The 17,385-nt window shown below is 38.3% G+C and carries 15 protein-coding genes and 1 riboswitch; of the genes, 10 read left to right on the top strand and 5 right to left on the bottom strand.

Going from position 1 to position 17,385, the window contains the following annotated elements:
- The first annotated feature begins 211 nt into the window (after nucleotides 1–211).
- Nucleotides 212–1,768 (top strand): ATP-binding cassette domain-containing protein, encoded by a 1,557-nt coding sequence (locus AC2JF9_RS04975; RefSeq protein WP_500725691.1) that lies wholly within the window; start codon nucleotides 212–214, stop codon nucleotides 1,766–1,768.
- Here AC2JF9_RS04975 and AC2JF9_RS04970 read toward each other — a convergent pair whose 3' ends face one another.
- Complete coding sequence (locus AC2JF9_RS04970; protein WP_500725690.1) at nucleotides 1,769–2,866, bottom strand: SLC13 family permease; 1,098 nt, start codon at nucleotides 2,864–2,866, stop codon at nucleotides 1,769–1,771.
- A 244-nt stretch (nucleotides 2,867–3,110) separates the two neighbouring features.
- Between AC2JF9_RS04970 and AC2JF9_RS04965 the strand changes: the two genes are divergently transcribed.
- The gene (locus tag AC2JF9_RS04965) at nucleotides 3,111–3,839 is read left to right on the top strand and encodes a gamma-glutamyl-gamma-aminobutyrate hydrolase family protein (protein ID WP_500725689.1); all 729 of its coding nucleotides are present in this window, start codon (nucleotides 3,111–3,113) and stop codon (nucleotides 3,837–3,839) included.
- Nucleotides 3,840–3,852: 13 nt separating this feature from the next.
- Nucleotides 3,853–5,250: an APC family permease gene (locus AC2JF9_RS04960; RefSeq protein ID WP_500725688.1), complete on the top strand. Its 1,398-nt coding sequence runs from the start codon at nucleotides 3,853–3,855 to the stop codon at nucleotides 5,248–5,250.
- A 137-nt stretch (nucleotides 5,251–5,387) separates the two neighbouring features.
- Here the strand turns inward: AC2JF9_RS04960 and AC2JF9_RS04955 are convergent, their stop codons facing one another.
- The 4 genes from AC2JF9_RS04955 to AC2JF9_RS04940 all read right to left on the bottom strand — a co-directional run bounded on the left by AC2JF9_RS04955 (nucleotide 5,388) and on the right by AC2JF9_RS04940 (nucleotide 9,773).
- Nucleotides 5,388–6,284: an alpha/beta hydrolase gene (locus AC2JF9_RS04955; RefSeq protein ID WP_500725687.1), complete on the bottom strand. Its 897-nt coding sequence runs from the start codon at nucleotides 6,282–6,284 to the stop codon at nucleotides 5,388–5,390.
- Nucleotides 6,285–6,467: 183 nt separating this feature from the next.
- Complete coding sequence (locus AC2JF9_RS04950) at nucleotides 6,468–7,298, bottom strand: CAP domain-containing protein (protein ID WP_500725686.1); 831 nt, start codon at nucleotides 7,296–7,298, stop codon at nucleotides 6,468–6,470.
- Nucleotides 7,299–7,416: 118 nt separating this feature from the next.
- Nucleotides 7,417–8,403, bottom strand: a complete 987-nt coding sequence (gene dapF / locus AC2JF9_RS04945) for a diaminopimelate epimerase (RefSeq protein ID WP_500725685.1) — start codon at nucleotides 8,401–8,403, stop codon at nucleotides 7,417–7,419.
- Between the two features lie 17 nt (nucleotides 8,404–8,420).
- On the bottom strand, nucleotides 8,421–9,773 hold the full coding sequence (locus AC2JF9_RS04940; RefSeq protein ID WP_500725684.1) for an aspartate kinase: 1,353 nt from the start codon (nucleotides 9,771–9,773) through the stop codon (nucleotides 8,421–8,423).
- 173 nt (nucleotides 9,774–9,946) lie between these two features.
- Nucleotides 9,947–10,123, top strand: a riboswitch (Lysine riboswitch).
- A 96-nt stretch (nucleotides 10,124–10,219) separates the two neighbouring features.
- Between AC2JF9_RS04940 and lysA the strand changes: the two genes are divergently transcribed.
- From lysA to AC2JF9_RS04905, 7 genes are read left to right on the top strand one after another with little or no spacing between them, the layout of a single operon-like run.
- Nucleotides 10,220–11,524, top strand: coding sequence for a diaminopimelate decarboxylase (gene lysA, locus AC2JF9_RS04935; protein WP_500725683.1), 1,305 nt, complete (start codon nucleotides 10,220–10,222; stop codon nucleotides 11,522–11,524).
- 9 nt (nucleotides 11,525–11,533) lie between these two features.
- The gene (dapD, locus tag AC2JF9_RS04930; RefSeq protein WP_500725682.1) at nucleotides 11,534–12,244 is read left to right on the top strand and encodes a 2,3,4,5-tetrahydropyridine-2,6-dicarboxylate N-acetyltransferase; all 711 of its coding nucleotides are present in this window, start codon (nucleotides 11,534–11,536) and stop codon (nucleotides 12,242–12,244) included.
- Nucleotides 12,245–12,248: 4 nt separating this feature from the next.
- Complete coding sequence (locus AC2JF9_RS04925; protein WP_500725681.1) at nucleotides 12,249–13,391, top strand: N-acetyldiaminopimelate deacetylase; 1,143 nt, start codon at nucleotides 12,249–12,251, stop codon at nucleotides 13,389–13,391.
- Nucleotides 13,392–13,405: 14 nt separating this feature from the next.
- Nucleotides 13,406–14,329 carry a 4-hydroxy-tetrahydrodipicolinate synthase gene (gene dapA, locus AC2JF9_RS04920; RefSeq protein ID WP_500725680.1) on the top strand — a complete coding sequence of 308 codons (924 nt, stop codon included), beginning with the start codon at nucleotides 13,406–13,408 and terminating at the stop codon, nucleotides 14,327–14,329.
- Nucleotides 14,329–15,087: a 4-hydroxy-tetrahydrodipicolinate reductase gene (dapB, locus tag AC2JF9_RS04915; RefSeq protein ID WP_500725679.1), complete on the top strand. Its 759-nt coding sequence runs from the start codon at nucleotides 14,329–14,331 to the stop codon at nucleotides 15,085–15,087. The genes dapA and dapB overlap by 1 nt, the downstream gene beginning before the upstream one ends.
- Nucleotides 15,088–15,102: 15 nt before the next feature.
- Nucleotides 15,103–16,293 carry an aminotransferase class I/II-fold pyridoxal phosphate-dependent enzyme gene (locus tag AC2JF9_RS04910; RefSeq protein ID WP_500725678.1) on the top strand — a complete coding sequence of 397 codons (1,191 nt, stop codon included), beginning with the start codon at nucleotides 15,103–15,105 and terminating at the stop codon, nucleotides 16,291–16,293.
- On the top strand, nucleotides 16,290–17,354 hold the full coding sequence (locus AC2JF9_RS04905) for an aspartate-semialdehyde dehydrogenase (RefSeq protein ID WP_500725677.1): 1,065 nt from the start codon (nucleotides 16,290–16,292) through the stop codon (nucleotides 17,352–17,354). Before AC2JF9_RS04910 ends, AC2JF9_RS04905 begins: the two co-directional genes overlap by 4 nt.
- Nucleotides 17,355–17,385 lie beyond the last annotated feature (31 nt).

The raw sequence follows: 17,385 nt of genomic DNA, 5'->3' as shown, positions 1-17,385 counted from the left end.
GAAAAATTAATTTCTGATTCTATAAATAAGCAAAAAAAGATTGGTAACCAATCTGCGTTTTCTGTACGCACTTTTGCCTATAATCAGAAATTAGTATTAACTCATTAAGGGCGTATTTGGCTTGAATACTGGCTTTTTTGTGTACTGCTAATCAAAACGTAGGTAATTTGGTTATCAGTGCTTTTTCTTTACAAAAAAGTAGGTGTTAAGTATGGAATACATCAAAATAAATGGGCTAGCCCTTGAATATAGAAACGAAAAATTGCTGCAGATAACAAATTTAAGTGTCAATGAAGGACAAAAAATTGGCTTGATTGGTGAAAATGGTGCTGGTAAAACAACATTATTTAAGGTCATAAACCAGGAACAAACCATTTTCAGTGTTACTGGACAGATTAGACGCAACTGCCCAATTGTCATGGTTCCACAGGTACTGTCTTATAACGAACAAAGCGGTGGTGAAAATGAAAAAGAAGTTATCAAATCCGCATTTAATAAAGCTACCCACAAAAAGAATGGTCTACTTTTACTTGACGAACCAACTTCAAATTTAGATATTGACCAACAAGAATGGCTAATGAAACTGATAAATAGTGTTCACAATCCAATAATTATTATTAGCCATGACCAAAACTTATTGGAAAATACAGTAAATACTGTTTGGCTTTTAAACGACAGAAAAGTCAGTGAATACAAAGGTACCTTTAAAGAATTCGAAACTACGATTAAAAAACAAGAACAAAAAAAGATTAATGAATATGAAGAGCAACAAAAAAGAATTGCTAAGTTAAAAGTAGCGCAGCGGCGAAAAGAAACTAAAGCTTTTCATGCTGATAAACCCAAACGAGGGGAATCAAGATCTGAATGGAAGACAAGAGACTATGGTGGTAAGGAACGCAAATTACTTCGTACTAATAAAGTTCTAAAAAAACGCATCGAAGTTTCAACTGCACGGATTAGCAAACCGCAAGTACGCCATCCAATTACGCTTAAGAATATCAAACATATTGGCATTCAGATTGAAAAGAATAGCAGCTTATTTCGAATTGAACCCCAGAAGGTGATAATTTCTGAAAAAGAATTATTTAGTATTTCCCAGGAAATAAAAATTAAAAATGGTCAAAAAATTGCCTTGATTGGACCTAATGGGAGTGGAAAGTCAGTTTTTTTAAATCAACTAGTTCATCATAGAATCAATGAATGGGTTAATCCCAAAGTTAAAATAGGTTTCTTTACTCAAAACTTGACTAATGACATAAACAAGAGTGTAACGCTACAAGCTGAAATCATTAAAAACTCAATTTTTAATAGAGAAGATAGCCTTAAATTGTTAAGCGACTTGCACTTAAGGCACCTTTTGACCAGCAAGATTTGCGATTTAAGTGGTGGACAACTTATATGTTTTAAGTTAGCAAGAGCTTTATTAGGTGAACATAATTTGTTAGTTCTTGATGAACCAACTAATTTTCTAGATTTACCTTCAATCAAAGCAGTCGAAGAATTTCTAATAAATTATCCCTTTTCGGTAATTATAGTTTCTCATGATCAGAATTTTTTGAAAGCTTTGGATTTTCCAACTTGGCGTATCGATAATCACAAATTGGTGCTAACCTCAAGTAAAAATCGCCAATTGGGCTTACAGGAAGATAGTGAGTTAAGTTTGTTGAAATACAAACTAGCTCAATTAATTGCGGATCCGAGTGTAACGATTGCTGAGCTACAAGAAATTAAACAAAAAATTGCCAAGCTATCTGGTCAAGGGCAATAGTTAAGGTATAAACAGCAGGATAATTAAGGCTAAAATAATTAAAAAACCAAAGTTAACTCCTAAAAAACCACCTAATACTTGCCAATTATGGACATGGGCTTGTTTTAAGGCTAGTAGGTTAGCAAATGAGGCAATAGGAGTTCCTAATCCACCCACATTAACACCTAAAAAAATCGCAGCAATATTAGTTGAAAATTTTGCAATTAAAAATGTAGCTGGTACATTGCTAATAATTTGGCTTAGGATAATGCCGGTCCAATATGTTGTCTTTGCACCTTTTTTTAAAAAGAGTGTAATTAAGTTGATGATTTGCAGGTTTCTTCCCAATATCCCAACGATTAGAAAAAAGCTGATAAAGGTTAATAAGGTGCCATAGTCGACTCGAGTTATGATTGAATGATCTAGTATTAAAATAGCTAATAAAACTGCAACTGAAGTGTAGACTAATGGAATAAAATGTAAAACCCCTAGTAATGTAAGTCCAAGTAGAGATAATGCAGCAAACAATTGTAGTGGCTTTAAAGTATATTTTATTTCTGACTTTGGGGATAATGGGGTCTTAGGAACCATCCAAGTCGCGGCTGCTAATAAAACAAAGCTGGTAGCTGTTAGTGGAAAAGACAGGTTAAGAAAATTACCAATACTTAGCTTAAAGTGGTTGTATAAATAAAGATTTTGGGGGTTACCAAATGGCGTTAAGGCGCTGCCTAAGTTAGCTGAGATGGTAATTAAGCTTAGCGGCCAAACAAAGGAACCATGAATTTGCTTGTGAACAACTAGAAACAAAGGAATCAAGCTGAGAATGGCTACGTCATTAGTTAAAAACATGGCTAAAACCGCTGCCAGCAATACTAATAGCTGTGTAACTTGGCGCTCGTTGTTTGCTAGATCAATGATTTTTTGGCTTAAATAGTCTAGTGCCTTAATTTTAATTAGATACTGAGTTACGAGCATTAGGCTGAATAAAGAAAGAATAGTTTGCCAGTTGACATCAGTTATTTGCGGAAAAGACTGGCAAATAATGCTAACACAAACTAAAACAAGTAAAGTTACCCACAGAATTTTTTGTTGCCGAAGAACTTTATTAAATAATGTCATGATGATCCTCGCGTTAATAGCAAAACGTAATCAACTATAAAATAATAATGTTTCTATTAAGAAATTCTAGCACAGCTGTTAATATTAGCAATTGAACTACTTTTCAGTTAACCAAGTGTTTTTTTAAAAAAACTATTTACTAATATCAGTTTCGGCTTCAAACATATAAATCCAGATTTGAGTTTTTTATTGCTATAATGTATTTATTAAAAGTAAGTAGATTAATTTAAAAGCAGGTGAAAAAATGACTAAACCTATTATAGGTATTGCTGGCTCTGAAATGATTGATGATTCTGGTCTATTTCTTGGGTACCGTCGTAGCTATGTTAATGAAGATTATGTGGATTCAGTTGTGCAAAACGGAGGCGTACCATATATTATTCCGTATACTGCGAATGAAGAAGTAATTAAAAGTCAAATGGAACATGTTCAAGCTTTGATTCTTTCAGGTGGGCATGACGTTGATCCCCACCTTTATGGAGAAGAGCTAAAACCAAATATTGGTGAGATTTGGCCAGCACGCGATCATTTTGATATGTTACTTTTGAAAATTGCTGAAAAGATGGGTAAGCCTATTCTGGGCATTTGTCGAGGGGCTCAGATTATCAATGTTGCACATGGTGGCAGTCTTTACCAGGATGTTGCTTATCGTAATGAACAAACCTTAAAGCATGATCAAGGTCATACTCCGGATTTGCCAACACATGGTATGAGAGTAAAAGAAGGCAGCTTACTTGCGAAAACTCTGGGTAAAACCGAATTTTTAGTTAATTCTTTTCACCATCAGTTAATTAAAAATGTTGCAAGTGATCTAATTGAGGTTGCACGCGCAAGCGATGGCGTTCCTGAAGGGCTAGAAAATAAAGAGGGTACAATTTTAGCTGTTCAATGGCACCCGGAGATGTTACACAAAAATCCTGATACTAAGTACATGAACAATTTGTTTAAGTTTTTAGTTGAAAAAGCTAAGTAAAAGAAGATTAATTATGAAGATAGATAATAGAACAAGTGATAAGCTAGGTTTTTGGTCGATAGTGTTATTGGCAATCAATTCAATTATCGGATCAGGAATTTTTTTAACACCAGGAAGTGTTGTTAGTCAGGCCGGTAGTAAGTCACTTTTGGTTTACTTAATTGCAGCTATTTTTGCCGCTGTTTTAGCTGTTTCATTTTCTGCGGCAGCGAAATATGTGACTAAATCTGGTGCTTCTTATGCCTATGCCAAGGCAGCTTTTGGCGATAATATCGGTTTTTATATTGGTATATTAAGGTATTTTTCGGCGAGCGTTGCTTGGGGTGTAATGGCGGTTGGAGTAATTAAATCGACTATTTCAATTTTTGGTGGTAATCCAGATAGTATCGTGAACGTTACTATTGGGTTTTTGGTTTTAATGCTCATAATTACAGTAATCAACTTGTTTGGACAAAGGTTTGTTAAGTTGGTAATGAACATTGCTACCGCTGGTAAACTTTCTGCTTTGATATTGATTATTGTTGCTGGAGTAGTTTTATTGATAACGACGGGCGTTTCCCATAACCTGACAATGGTTGATCAAATTACGCAAAATGGTCATAAAATTGTCCCTACATTAACTACCACAGGCTTCGTAATGGCTATCGTATCAGCTTTTTATGCTTTTACTGGCTTTGAGTCTGTTGCTTCAGGCTCTGATGATATGCAAGAACCTGAAAAAAACCTGCCTAGAGCCATTCCGCTAGCCATTTTTGTGATTGCTGCAATCTACATTGGTGTTGTGGCAGTTGCACTTATTTTAAATCCTAAAGCCTTGATGACAACTAAGCAAGTTGTGGCTATTAGCGCAATCTTTGATAATGAGATTTTGCGTAATGTAATCTTAGTGGGTGCATTAGTATCAATGCTAGGAATTAATGTCGCTTCCAGTTTTAATGCACCTCGAATTTTAGAGGCAATGGCACGTGAAAATCAGCTACCGTCTTCACTTACCAAAAGAACAAAAAACAATTTTCCAATTAGAACATTTTTTATTTCAGAGGCCTTAGCGATTTTAGTACCGCTTGCCTTTCAGTACAACATGGTTAACTTGATTACTTTAAGTGCAATGGTTAGATTTTTAGGATTTATCATTGTTCCACTTGCCGTAATTTGTTTTTATTACGGTAAAAACAAGGAACCAGTTTTACCGGCATCAAAAAATATCTGGACCGATATTTTTGTTCCAGTTTTGTCGATTATTCTAGTTATTTTCTTACTTGTCAACTACAACTGGCAAGCCCAGTTTGGCATAATTGAAAATGGCCAAGTAGTTGGCGTTAACTGGTATGCAATCATGATGATGGTTTTTGGCTTTGTGATTTTGCCATTATTAATGTTTTGGCTTTCTAAAAGCAGCAAAAAGCAGTAACAAAAAGTCTTGCAGTTAGTAATAAATTATTTGCAAGACTTTTATTATGGTTAAAATTATTTAAAAAGAGTTAAGTTGTGTGACTGACGAGCTGAACTTCTTTATAGCCCAGCCATTACTTTATAACGATAGGAGTTTTAGTTTAAGTACTTACGGAAAAAATTTAACTCGTCTAAGTTACATTGCTTAGCCAAATCATCTCTTTGATTAACGTGAAAAACATGGCCACGGCGATGTTCATCATCACCGTAGAAGTGAATTTCATGAAAAATTTCCTTTGCCCGTAAGTAACCTGCCAGCATGTACGCATTGTCACGTAAGAAGTCATTAGTGCAAGTCATCAAAAAGATTGGTGGCAAATTCGTAGTTAAAAATTGTTCAACGTTAAGCTGTTCATGCTCGGCTAAGCGAATTTCTGGACGAAAATATGCTTCAGGAGCGCCAGCGATTGAGTTAATAGCTGTAAGGAAATAAGCACCACAATTCAGTGCGGCAGCTTTGATTTTCAACTTAGGAATGTCATAGCCAAAGTATTTACGATACTCGTCGTTAGTGTAGACAGCTAAAATTTGCTCCCCCATTTGTCCGCCGGCACTATCGCCAACAATAAAAACATTGTTTAAATCTAGCTGGTACTGTTTGGCATTTTCAGCTTTTGCGGCCCAGTGAAAGACCCGATTAATATCGTCAAGTTCGCCCGGATATACAACATCTGGCGCTAAACGGTAGTTAGCATTAATAACTGCAAAGCCTTCTTTTGCCAATGCCATACAATAGAATTGATAAGTTTCCTTAGTGCCATACACCCAGCCACCACCATGAATATTAACAATTACTGGCAACTTATGGTCAGTGCGGTTGCTTGGTAAATAGACATCAAGTATCTGATATTTCGGATCTTTGCCGTAAGGAATATCATCGAATCGATCTACTTCAGGAATATGTGTTGGCAAACCAGCATCTCGCTGGTCATCGCCTTTTTTAAAATCTCTTCGCATATCATTAACTAATTTTTGATATTCTGATTCAGTCATAGTTAAAACTCCTTCTTAATGTAATCGCTTTATTAGAATATTGTACTTCATCAAAAAAGAAATGAAAGTCCTTAAAAGCACTTCGAATTGGCGAAAAAGCATTTTGCAAAAAAAGCCGCCTAAAGTTCAGACGGCTTAATTTAAAATACTAACTTGTAGTTACATTACCTTGAGGAAAAATAGTTATTTAGCTAACCACTTATTAACTAATGATTTATATTTAGCTAGTGTAATTGCGCTTTTAGCTCCTTTACTGGTTGCATTGTATGCATCCGCATACCCATAAGTGGGATTCTTGGTCATGTGAGCCATGCCCATCACGCGATGTTTCTTATTAACAATATTAGTGTAATGTCCAGCAGTCTTATAGCCATTAGTGCCTAAGACAGCGTGATTATAAGTAGCACTATTCCAATTTGGTGAAAATTGGTAGCGGGTTAGACTAGGTGATTTTTGAACATCCCATTGCCAGTTAGCTTTTTCATTCATCCACATGCTAACGGGATCTGAACCGGCGGCTAAATTTTCAATATTGCCAGCATGCTTATAATATTGTGGATGAACTAACGAGTCACGTTTTTGGTAATCACAATCAATCATTGAAATGGCAGTAGAAATCAATGAGATTTTCAATTTCTTTTTACCGATAGCTGCTCTTTCTTTGTTAACTTGTTCAAGGTTTGCAATAGTGGCCACAACATTTGAGCTACTTGTCGCATCATCGGCATCACTTAAAGAAACATAAGTCTTAAACCAAGACGGCGCAGTTTGACTGCCAAGCTTACCAGTTCTGAGCATTTTAGCCGCTTTTTTGGCTTCACTTTTCTGAGCAGCAGTTAAGTGACCTTTTTTAGCAATAAAATCCATTAAACCTGCGGCATTTTTAACAGAGGCTGTGCTAGTGTCTGCAGTTGTAGCAGCCATAACATTTTGGCTGCATGAAAACCCGCTGATTCCAATAGAAAATAGTGCACTTGCAATCATAGGAACTAAAAATTTTTTATTCTTATTCATTTTAATTTACTTCTTTCAAGAGTGTTAACCAAAAACTTACACATATATTCTAGCAGAATATGCTTGTTTGGATTAATTAATTTTAAGAAAGTAAAAATTGCCATATAGTGAAAATCGTTTACTCTGTTTGATTGGTAAGATAGCTTTGATATGATTCATCTTCGGTAGTGACTTTGTAGTTTAAATGCTCAAAATTTAGGCACTTTTGGTGCAGTTCGTTTTCGCTGATTTCGAAATAATGCGTAATCGTTGCATTGCCAATTAGTTCAATCCAGTAGCGATTTTTTTCTTGATGAACAATAGTTTGAACAAAACCGCCCGGGTTAGAAACTTTAAGTCGCTGTTCAAAAATTTTTTCTTCAGAGTGCGTTAGTGCAAACACCAGGCTAGCAGCTGACATGCCAGTTCCACAAGCATTAGTAAAGCCAACTCCACGTTCAAAAGTTCGTACAAACAAGTGCTTTGGGCTAATAATCTGGGCAAAGCTAACATTGACACCATTTGGAAAGTAAGGGTTGGACTGATTCAACTGTGTGCCCAATTTTTCTAACAGGTTACTATTTAAAATTTCTGGCGAAACAATGCTGATTAGGTGTGGATTGGGCACAGCTACCGCAGTAAATTTTAAGTCGGGAGCAAATGCAGGCACAGGTTGATTAATTAATTGCTTCGTATTTAAACCAGCAAAAGGTAAGTCTTGCCGCTGAAAGCTAACCGGGCTAATTTCGACTCCGACTGCTTTAACTTCAGGTGCCCAGTCAGGCTGGCAGGTAACCCGTAGATCAGCTTGTTCAGTTTCAACTTTGAACAAGTTTTTTTGATATTTTTGGGCCAAATAGCGGCCAACTGTTCGTAAACCATTACCACACATAGAGGCAAAAGAACCATCGGCATTAACAACTTGCATTTTTCCCAAAGCTTGAGGATGAGTCGATTCACTGACAACTAGCAAGCCGTCAGCTCCGCCTAAAGGACCAGTTTGCGGGTTAGTTAGCTGCTGAGCAAGAGATATCAATTCTTTTTTAGTGAGCGGCTTTTTAAGTAATGCTTGATCAAGTAAGAAAAATTTGTTCTGTGAACCATGAACTTTTAGTATTTGCACCATGTTAAACTCCTTTAATACTAGTTAAAAAACTGGTGATAAATTTGTGCAACGGCAGTTGCTGCATCAGCCTTTTTAGTACCCAACATAATTGAGATTCTTGATGCACCTTGATTGATCATATGAATTGCCACGTGTTTATCTGCTAACGAGGTTGTAATACTTTTCATTGCACCAATCTTATTACGCATGCCTTCACCAACCACCATGATAATGGCATAGTCGTCAATCCACTCAAGTTGGTCAGGGTGGATAATCTTTTTAATTTCTTGGCACATTTGTGCGCGCAATTCATCAGTAAACTGCCGTTTATCAAAAATAACAGTTAAATCGTCGATTCCCGATGGCATATGTTCATAAGAAATGTTGAACTTGTAAAATATTTCTAGTAGTTTCAGGGTAAAACCTGTTTCTTTATTCAACAAATACCGATGCAAATATAAGGCAGAAAAATGGTTTGAACTTGCCACTCCGGTAATGACACTTTTAGGACGAACGTCTTTTTCGGGAACAATTAGTGTACCCGGAAGTTCGGGATGGTTTGTATTCTTGACGTTGATAGGTACGTGGCCCTGAATGGCTGGAATCAGTGCTTCGTCATGAAACACTGAAAAACCCGCATATGATAATTCTCGTAGTTCCCGATAAGTCATGATTATAATTGCGTGAGGCTGATCAACAATACGCGGGTCGGCAGCATAAATTGCGTTAACATCAGTAAAGTTTTCATACATATCGGCTTGAATTCCACGTGCCCATATAGCTCCCGTAATGTCAGAGCCACCTCGTGAAAAAGTTGCGATATTACCGTTAGTGGTAATGCCATAAAAACCAGGCACGATTAATAATTCAGGTACAGCTCGCCATTTTAATAAATTAGTATAAGTTTGCTCTAAAACCTGAGCGTCACCCGCCACATTGCTTACCAAAAAACCTGCTGCTTTAGGGTCAAGATAACGAACAGGTAGCTTTTGTTTTTGTAAGATGAGCGCTAATAGCTGAGCATTGACTCTCTCCCCATGAGCTTTGAAGGCATCAAGCAAAAAAGCCTGATTGGGATAGGCACCATTTGGTAACTCTACTAGTTCTTCGTACAAAGGCTTAAGTTCTGTTGCCGTAAGGCCAAAAAAAGTCGCAATTTCCCGATATCTTGACCAGATTTGTTTAAGAATTTCAGCGCTATCTTGCTTATTTATAGTTTTTTCAGCATATTTGATTAGCAGATCGGTCACCTTAATATCTTGGGCAAATCTTTTTCCGGGAGCTGAAGTAACGATTACTTTACGCGTTGGATCAGCGTTAATAATATTAATAACTTTTTGAAATTGCTCGGCATTGGCTAAAGAGCTGCCGCCAAACTTAACAACTTTCATTCCTGTACACCTACTTGATTAACTTTTTTTAAATTTGATTAGTAATGAATTTTAACATTTTAATTTTAATCTGCAACTAAAATGTTGATTAAGCAGCTCTTATAAAATATTTAGTTAACTGTTTATGAAAATTTCTTGACAGATATGGTAAATGATATTAATATTTTTATAAATAAAACGAAGAGGTCGCAATCGACAAGATTAGCTAGTGGAGTTTCTGCAAAAATTAAGAAGCTAGTGAAAGGGGAGATTGCCGAAGCATTAATTATTGCAGTAGTTAAAAGCTGGGACGTAATTCAATAGATTACGGACTGTCGCAAATATTAGATTTGCGGAGCGCTATCGCCAAAATTGAATCAAATTATAATTTTTAATTTGAAGGACTCTTTTGTGTTACGCGCACAAAGGAGTCCTTTTTAGTTACACTACGGGGGTATTAAATAGCAGTGAGCGATTATTATCAGACAAATGCAGCAGGACATTTAGTTATTGGTGGTGTTGATGCATTAGACTTAGCAAAAGAGTTTGGCACACCACTGGTAGCTTATGACGTTACACAAATTCGTCATCAGTTTAATGCCCTTAGGGATGCTTTTACAAAACAGCATGTTAGTTTTGCAATTAGTTATGCTAGTAAAGCTTTTTCCGCAATTGCGATGTATCAACTAATCAATCAACTTGACGGGCACATTGATGTAGTCTCAGGCGGTGAACTTTATACTGCACTTAAAGCGGGGTTTCCTGCAGACCGAATTAGTTTTCATGGCAATAATAAAACTAAAACCGAGTTAATAATGGCAGTCCAACATCATGTTGGTGTGATAATTCTTGATAATTTCCATGAAATTACGTTGCTAAAAGAAGTTTTAGCAACTACTGACAGTCAAGTTCAGGTAATGCTGAGAATAACTCCTGGCATATCAGCGCATACCCATGAATACGATCAAACTGGGCAGGAAAATAGCAAGTTTGGTTTTGACGTCAAATCGGGGCAGGCTGAGCAGGCCTTTTTACAGGTACAAGAAAATAAGCAGATGAGACTAATTGGAATCCATGCGCATATTGGCTCACAAATTCTGGAAACAGCGGGCTTTAGTCTGGAAGTAGAAAAGCTGATGAAACTAGCTAATGAGTGGTCGCAAAAATATGATTATCAACCGTCCGTAATCAACTTAGGCGGCGGCTTTGGTATTCGTTATACGGCTCAAGATCAAGTGCTGGAGCTTGCTACCTTTGTAGAGCAAATAGTTCACACAATACGCACTTGCGCCCAGCAATATCAATTACAGGTACCAGAAGTTTGGGTTGAACCAGGACGTTCAATTGTTGGCGCTGCAGGCTACAGTTTATACACCATCGGGTCAAGAAAAGAAGTTCCTGGACTATTGCCCTATGTGGCAGTTGATGGTGGCATGGGAGATAATATTCGTCCCGCTCTATACCAGGCAAAATATGAAGCACTTTTAGCGCGAGCCCCTATAGCTAAAACAGTAGAAACTGTTCATTTGGCTGGCCGCTATTGCGAATCCGGCGATATTTTAATTAACAAACTCCCACTGCCTGTTACTAAGCCGGGCGATGTGATTGCAGTGCTTTCTACTGGTGCTTATGGCTACAGTATGGCATCAAATTATAATCGGGTACCACGTCCTGCAGTTATTTTTGCCGAAAACGGACAAGCGCAGGAAGTTGTTACACGTGAAACTTATGATGATTTAGTCAGTCACGATTGTTATTATCAAGCGAAATGAGGTTATCAGATGAAGAATATGTCAGCAGCAGAGATTATTGATTTTATTGCTAATTCACCTAAAAAAACACCTGTGAAAGTCTATCTTAAAGGTGATTTAGCAGGATTAAATTGGCCCGTTGAGGTTAAAACTTTTTTAGAAGATCATAGTGGAGTAGTTTTCGGTAACTGGGAAGATTTAGTACCGTTTTTAAGAGCGAACGCAGCTAAAATAAATGACTATCAAGTTGAAAACTGGAGCCGCAACTCTGCCGTTCCATTATTAGACTTAAAGACAATTTCTGCCCGCATTGAGCCAGGGGCGCTAATTCGTGAACAGGTTAGCATCGGAAAGAACGCTGTAGTAATGATGGGCGCAGTAATTAATATTGGTGCTGAAATTGGCGAAAAGGCCATGATTGATATGAATGCAGTTTTAGGTGGTCGAGCAATTGTTGGTGCTAACAGTCATATTGGAGCAGGTGCAGTAATTGCTGGCGTGGTCGAGCCTGCTTCAGCCGAACCGGTTAGAATTGGAAAAAATGTTCTGGTTGGAGCAAATGCAGTAGTTTTGGAAGGTGTTCAAGTTGGCGATGGTGCCGTGGTAGCTGCGGGAGCAGTGGTTACTAAAAATGTTCCAGCTAATAGTGTTGTTGCTGGTGTTCCAGCAAGAATAATTAAAGAGCGTGATGAAAAAACTAGTGGCAAGACGAAGGTCGAAGAAGGTTTAAGAAAGCTGTGAGGCAATGCTAACTATTAAACAATTGATACAAGTCAGGCGAAAACTGCACCAAATACCTGAGTTGGCTTTACATGAATTTGAAACTCAAAAATATTTGTTGCAAGTTGTTCGTCAATTTAACCAACAATATTTGCAGATTCGAACCTTACCGAATTTGCCAACTGCTCTACTTGTTAGAGTGACGGGTAAACAGCCGACTAAAACGATAGGTTACCGAGCAGATATTGATGGTTTACCAGTTAATGAGAAAACTGGCTTAGCTTTTTCATCACAAAATAAAAAGCAAATGCATGCCTGTGGTCATGATATTCATATGACTGTTGCCTTAGGCATCTTAAACTACTTTAGTGAACATCAGCCAAAAGATAATTTGATCTTCTTTTTTCAACCAGCTGAAGAAAGCAAAAATGGCGGAAAATTAGCATATGAGCAGGGAGCTTTTGCAGGGCAATGGCTGCCTGAGCAATTTTTTGCTCTGCATGTTACGCCTGATTTACCGGCTGGCACCATTGGTTGTCGAAACGGCACTTTATTTGCCGGAGCTGCTGAAATTAATATTGATTTATATGGACAAGCCGGTCATGCAGCATACCCTCAAAGAGCTAATGATATGGTCGTTGCCGCGGCGGCCTTAATAACGCAAGTGCAAACCATAATTTCTCGCAGTATTGATCCAATTGCTGGCGGTGTAATTACCATTGGAAAATTACGAGCAGGAACAATTAGAAATATAATTGCTGGTCATGCTCATTTAGAGGGAACGATTCGTGGCTTAACTCAAACCATGATTGAACGAATTGAACAACGCTTGCGCGAGGTAGCTGCTGGTATAGCGCAAAGCTATAACGCCAAAGTCGAAGTTGAAATTAATCAAGGCGGATATTGGCCCGTTGAAAATAATCCGCAGATAACTGCTCAATTTATTAGCTATATGCAAAAAAATCCTAAAATTAAGTATCAAGAAACTCAACCAGCAATGACTGGCGAGGATTTTGGCTATTTGCTAGCTCAGATTCCCGGAACCATGTTTTGGCTAGGTGTAGAAGATGATTCGCAACTACATTCGGCAACTTTTAACCCCCAAGAAAGAGCAATCAAAGCAGGAATTGATGCTATGGTTGGCTTTTTAGAGCAAACAAGTAACTAAGAAGGAGAATAAAGATGGCAGATTTTACAAGGGCTGATTTGTTAACAGCAATCATTACGCCATTTAACAAGCAAGGTGAAGTTGACTATCCCGGTTTAGAAAAATTGACCGAGCATTTAATTGCTACTGGCAGTCGTGGGTTTGTTATTGGCGGTACTACTGGCGAAACGCCGACGCTGAGCCATGATGAAAAAATTGAGTTATACACTAAGTTTGCTCAAATAATTAATGGGCGAGTTCCGGTTATCGCTGGCACAGGAAGCAATAGCACGAAGCAAACCGCAGAATTTACTGAGGAGGTTAGTCAAATTCCTGGAATTGACATGGCGTTAGTGGTTGCACCATATTACAACAAGCCTAATCAGCGCGGAATTAAAGCCCACTTTGAGGCTGTAGCAAGTAGGTCGAAAATACCTTTGCTAATTTACAATATTCCCGGTCGTACGGGAATAAAAATTGTTAAAGAAACATTGGTTGAACTAGCGCATAATGCGAATATTGCTGGCGTTAAGCAGTGCACTGAATTGGAAGATTTGGAATACGTGATTGAGCATGCGGAGAGGGGATTTTTAGTCTATACCGGAGAAGATCAGCAAGCTTTAGTAGCAAAAACACTTGGAGCTCAGGGCGTAATTTCAGTTGCTTCCCATATTTATGGACTAGCAATGCGACAAATGTATGATGATCTGGCCGCAGGAAAAATTGCACCTGCAGGAAAATTGCAACGCCAATTAATGCCAAAAATGCAGGCACTGTTTATGTACCCTTCACCTTCACCAGTTAAAGCAGTATTAAAGGCACAGGGTTTAGCAGCAGGGGGATGCAGGTTACCAATTGTTGATTTAAACGAAGCGGAAAAGCGACAGTTAGCTCTTCATTTAGGCTTAAGTGAAGAGGCTTTGTTGCACAACCTACCAATAGACTTAGGAGTAGACTAATGAAAAAAATTTTAATTGCGGGCGCTACCGGTTCGATGGGTAAGCAGGTCGTTAATTTAGTTGATCGGCTTGCTGATTGTGAACTAGTAGGTGTTTTGGCACCAGATGCAACCAAAAGCACGTTTTTTAGTAGTTCAGTGCACCGCTTTGATCGGTTAACCGATATTGATATTTCTGCTGATATTTGGATTGATTTTACTAGTCCACGGGCAGTGTTTACCAATGTTGAGTTTGCAATTAAGCACCATATGCGACCCATCGTAGGGACAAGTGGACTTGCTCCCCAGCAAACAGAACTATTGCAGCAATTGGCTAAAAAAGAACGCCTTGGCGGGATAATCGCGCCAAATTTTGGTCTTTCTGCCGTTTTATTAATGAAATTTGCCCAAGAAGCTGCACGCTACTTCCCTGACGCAGAAGTAATTGAAATGCACCATGAAGATAAGCTTGACGCACCTTCTGCCACGGCTATTACTACGGCAAAAATGATTGCAGCAAATCGAAAGCAAACAGCTTCTAAAAATTCAAAAGATGACTCAAAAGCTCGTGGTGCAGATTATGACGGAGTTCAAGTTCATTCAGTACGTTTACCAGGCTATGTGGCTCATGAACAAGTGCTGTTTGGAGGCCCTGGGGAGGCTTTAACGATTAGACAAGATTCGTTTGATCGCTCTTCGTTTATGCAAGGCGTAAAAGTAGCACTTAATCATGTAATGGATTTGTCTGAATTAGTTGTTGGTTTAGAAAAAATACTATAAAGAAAAGGAGAAAAAATGCCACACTTAGCTTCAGATTTAACTAGAATTACGCATACACCTCTTGAACAGATTCCCGCTTCAGGAATTCGGGCATTTGCTCAAAAAGTTGATGATATTCCTGGGTTGATTAAATTAACTCTTGGCGAGCCTGACTTAGATACGCCTGAGCATGTTAAAAAAGCAGCAGTCCAAAGCATTTTAGATAATGATTCGCACTATTCAGCTCAAAAAGGAACGCTTAAGTTACGGCGAGCAATTAGTGCATATTTAAAAAGAAAGCAAAGCCTAAAATATGATCCTGAAAGTGAAGTAATTGTAACAGTTGGTGCAACCGAAGCAATTGCTGCAACCATGTTGGCATTATTTCAGCCCGGTGATGAGATTGTTGTCCCGACTCCGTCATATGCTTTATATTTTCCGCTAATTCAATATACTAAAGCAAAACTAGTTCCGATTAATACCGTAAATACTGGCTTTGTGTTGACTCCTAAGGCTTTAGAAGAGACCTTAAAAAAGCACCCGCAGGCTAAGGCAATTTTACTCAATTACCCGACAAATCCAACGGGCCGTGAATGCTCTGCTGCAACCTTAAAAGAGTTAGCACCAATTATTGAAAAAAATCAGCTATACGTGATTTCGGATGAAATTTATGGTGAATTAACCTATGATTTTAAGCACATTTCAATTGCGCGATATTTACCATCCCGAACATTGCTAATTAATGGATTATCAAAGTCACACGCAATGACGGGTTACCGAATAGGTTATGTTACTGGTCCGGCTAAATTGATTAAACTGATTGCCAAAATGCATGCATTTTTAGTTACCGCTCCGTCTAATCCAGCTCAAGCTGCAGCCGCTGAAGCTTTGGAGAATGGCGACTCCGACCCAATTACAGCGCGTAAAATTTATCAAAAACGTCGCGACTATATTGTTAGTGCATTAAATAAAATGGGGTTAAAAACATTAGCTAGCGAAGGTGCATTTTATGTTTTTGCAAAAATTCCCACTTCTTATGGTACCGATGATGAAGCTTTTGCCTTGGATTTAGCTCATAAAGCTAAAGTTGGCGGTACTCCTGGCAGTGCATTTGGTGAAGGTGGGCAAGGATATATTCGTTTTTCGTATGCTGCTAGCGATGAAAACTTGCGTGTAGCAATGGAACGTATTCGAACTTTTTTAGCAGCAAAGGATGATAACAAATGAGAGAGTATACAGTAGCAGTACTTGGAGCTACGGGAGCAGTCGGTCAACGCTTAATCAGCGAGTTAGAACAATCGAAAATTCCGGTCAAGCAAGTTAAGCTGTTAGCTTCTAAGCGTTCCGCCGGTAAAAAGTTAAAGTTTAATAATCAAGAAGTAACAGTTGAAGAAGCTTGCCCGGATTCATTTAACGGTGTCGATTTAGTATTATCATCTGCAGGCGGTGCTGTTTCCCAAGAATTGTTGCCGGAAGCAGTTAAACGTGGAGCTGTATGTGTTGATAACACTAGTGCTTTTAGAATGGATAAAGATGTACCGCTCATAATTCCTGGGGTTAATGATCAACAGTTAGTTAATCATCGCGGTATTATTGCTAATCCTAATTGTTCAACAATTCAAATGGTGGCAGCTTTGTATCCAGTTTTTAAACGTTGGGGGATTAAGCAAATTGTTGTTGCGACTTACCAAGCAGTTTCAGGAGCGGGCAAGTCTGCCTGGAATGAAATGCTTAAGCAAGCCCAAGCTCGGTTGAACCATCAAGAACCTGAGGCTGAAATTTTGCCAACTGCAGCTGATCAAAAACACTATCCTCTAGCATTTAACTTGTTACCCCAAATTGATGTTTTTGAAAATGACGGCTATACCCATGAAGAATGGAAAATGATTCATGAAACAAAGAAAATTTTGTTTAATGATCAAAATTCCGACCGTATCAAGGTGACTGCAACCTGTGTCCGTGTCCCCGTTGAAATTGGTCATGGAGAAGCAGTTTATTTTACGGTTGATGATAAAAATGTAACTGTAAATGAAATTCAACAAGAGATTGCCGCTTTTCCTAGTCTGGTATTACAAGATAATCCGCAGGCTCAAGTATATCCGCAGCCATTGCTGGCTGCAGGTAAGAGAGCAACTTTTGTTGGCCGTGTTCGCGCTGATCAAGAAAATAAAGGTGCCTTTCACATGTGGGTGGTAGCAGACAACTTGTTAAGGGGAGCTGCCAGCAACACGGTCGAAATTGCTGAATGTTTGGTGCGAGACAACTTAGTTATGGTTCCGGGAAATTAGACTAATTACTTGTGAGATTTCTATTTTTGTA

It is taken from the genome of Lactobacillus sp. C449L, assembly GCF_059900815.1.
This window is presented reverse-complemented; position numbering and strand designations above follow the sequence as displayed.

Bases quoted from the DNA above. Each gene is read 5' to 3' on its own strand.
- AC2JF9_RS04970 (WP_500725690.1), bottom strand. From the start codon at position 2,866: ATGACATTATTTAATAAAGTTCTTCGGCAACAAAAAATTCTGTGGGTA.
- AC2JF9_RS04940 (WP_500725684.1), bottom strand. From the start codon at position 9,773: ATGAAAGTTGTTAAGTTTGGCGGCAGCTCTTTAGCCAATGCCGAGCAA.
- AC2JF9_RS04950 (WP_500725686.1), bottom strand. From the start codon at position 7,298: ATGAATAAGAATAAAAAATTTTTAGTTCCTATGATTGCAAGTGCACTA.
- AC2JF9_RS04955 (WP_500725687.1), bottom strand. From the start codon at position 6,284: ATGACTGAATCAGAATATCAAAAATTAGTTAATGATATGCGAAGAGAT.
- dapB (WP_500725679.1), top strand. From the start codon at position 14,329: ATGAAAAAAATTTTAATTGCGGGCGCTACCGGTTCGATGGGTAAGCAG.
- dapF (WP_500725685.1), bottom strand. From the start codon at position 8,403: ATGGTGCAAATACTAAAAGTTCATGGTTCACAGAACAAATTTTTCTTA.
- AC2JF9_RS04975 (WP_500725691.1), top strand. From the start codon at position 212: ATGGAATACATCAAAATAAATGGGCTAGCCCTTGAATATAGAAACGAA.
- AC2JF9_RS04905 (WP_500725677.1), top strand. From the start codon at position 16,290: ATGAGAGAGTATACAGTAGCAGTACTTGGAGCTACGGGAGCAGTCGGT.
- dapA (WP_500725680.1), top strand. From the start codon at position 13,406: ATGGCAGATTTTACAAGGGCTGATTTGTTAACAGCAATCATTACGCCA.
- AC2JF9_RS04960 (WP_500725688.1), top strand. From the start codon at position 3,853: ATGAAGATAGATAATAGAACAAGTGATAAGCTAGGTTTTTGGTCGATA.
- AC2JF9_RS04910 (WP_500725678.1), top strand. From the start codon at position 15,103: ATGCCACACTTAGCTTCAGATTTAACTAGAATTACGCATACACCTCTT.
- AC2JF9_RS04925 (WP_500725681.1), top strand. From the start codon at position 12,249: ATGCTAACTATTAAACAATTGATACAAGTCAGGCGAAAACTGCACCAA.
- AC2JF9_RS04965 (WP_500725689.1), top strand. From the start codon at position 3,111: ATGACTAAACCTATTATAGGTATTGCTGGCTCTGAAATGATTGATGAT.
- dapD (WP_500725682.1), top strand. From the start codon at position 11,534: ATGAAGAATATGTCAGCAGCAGAGATTATTGATTTTATTGCTAATTCA.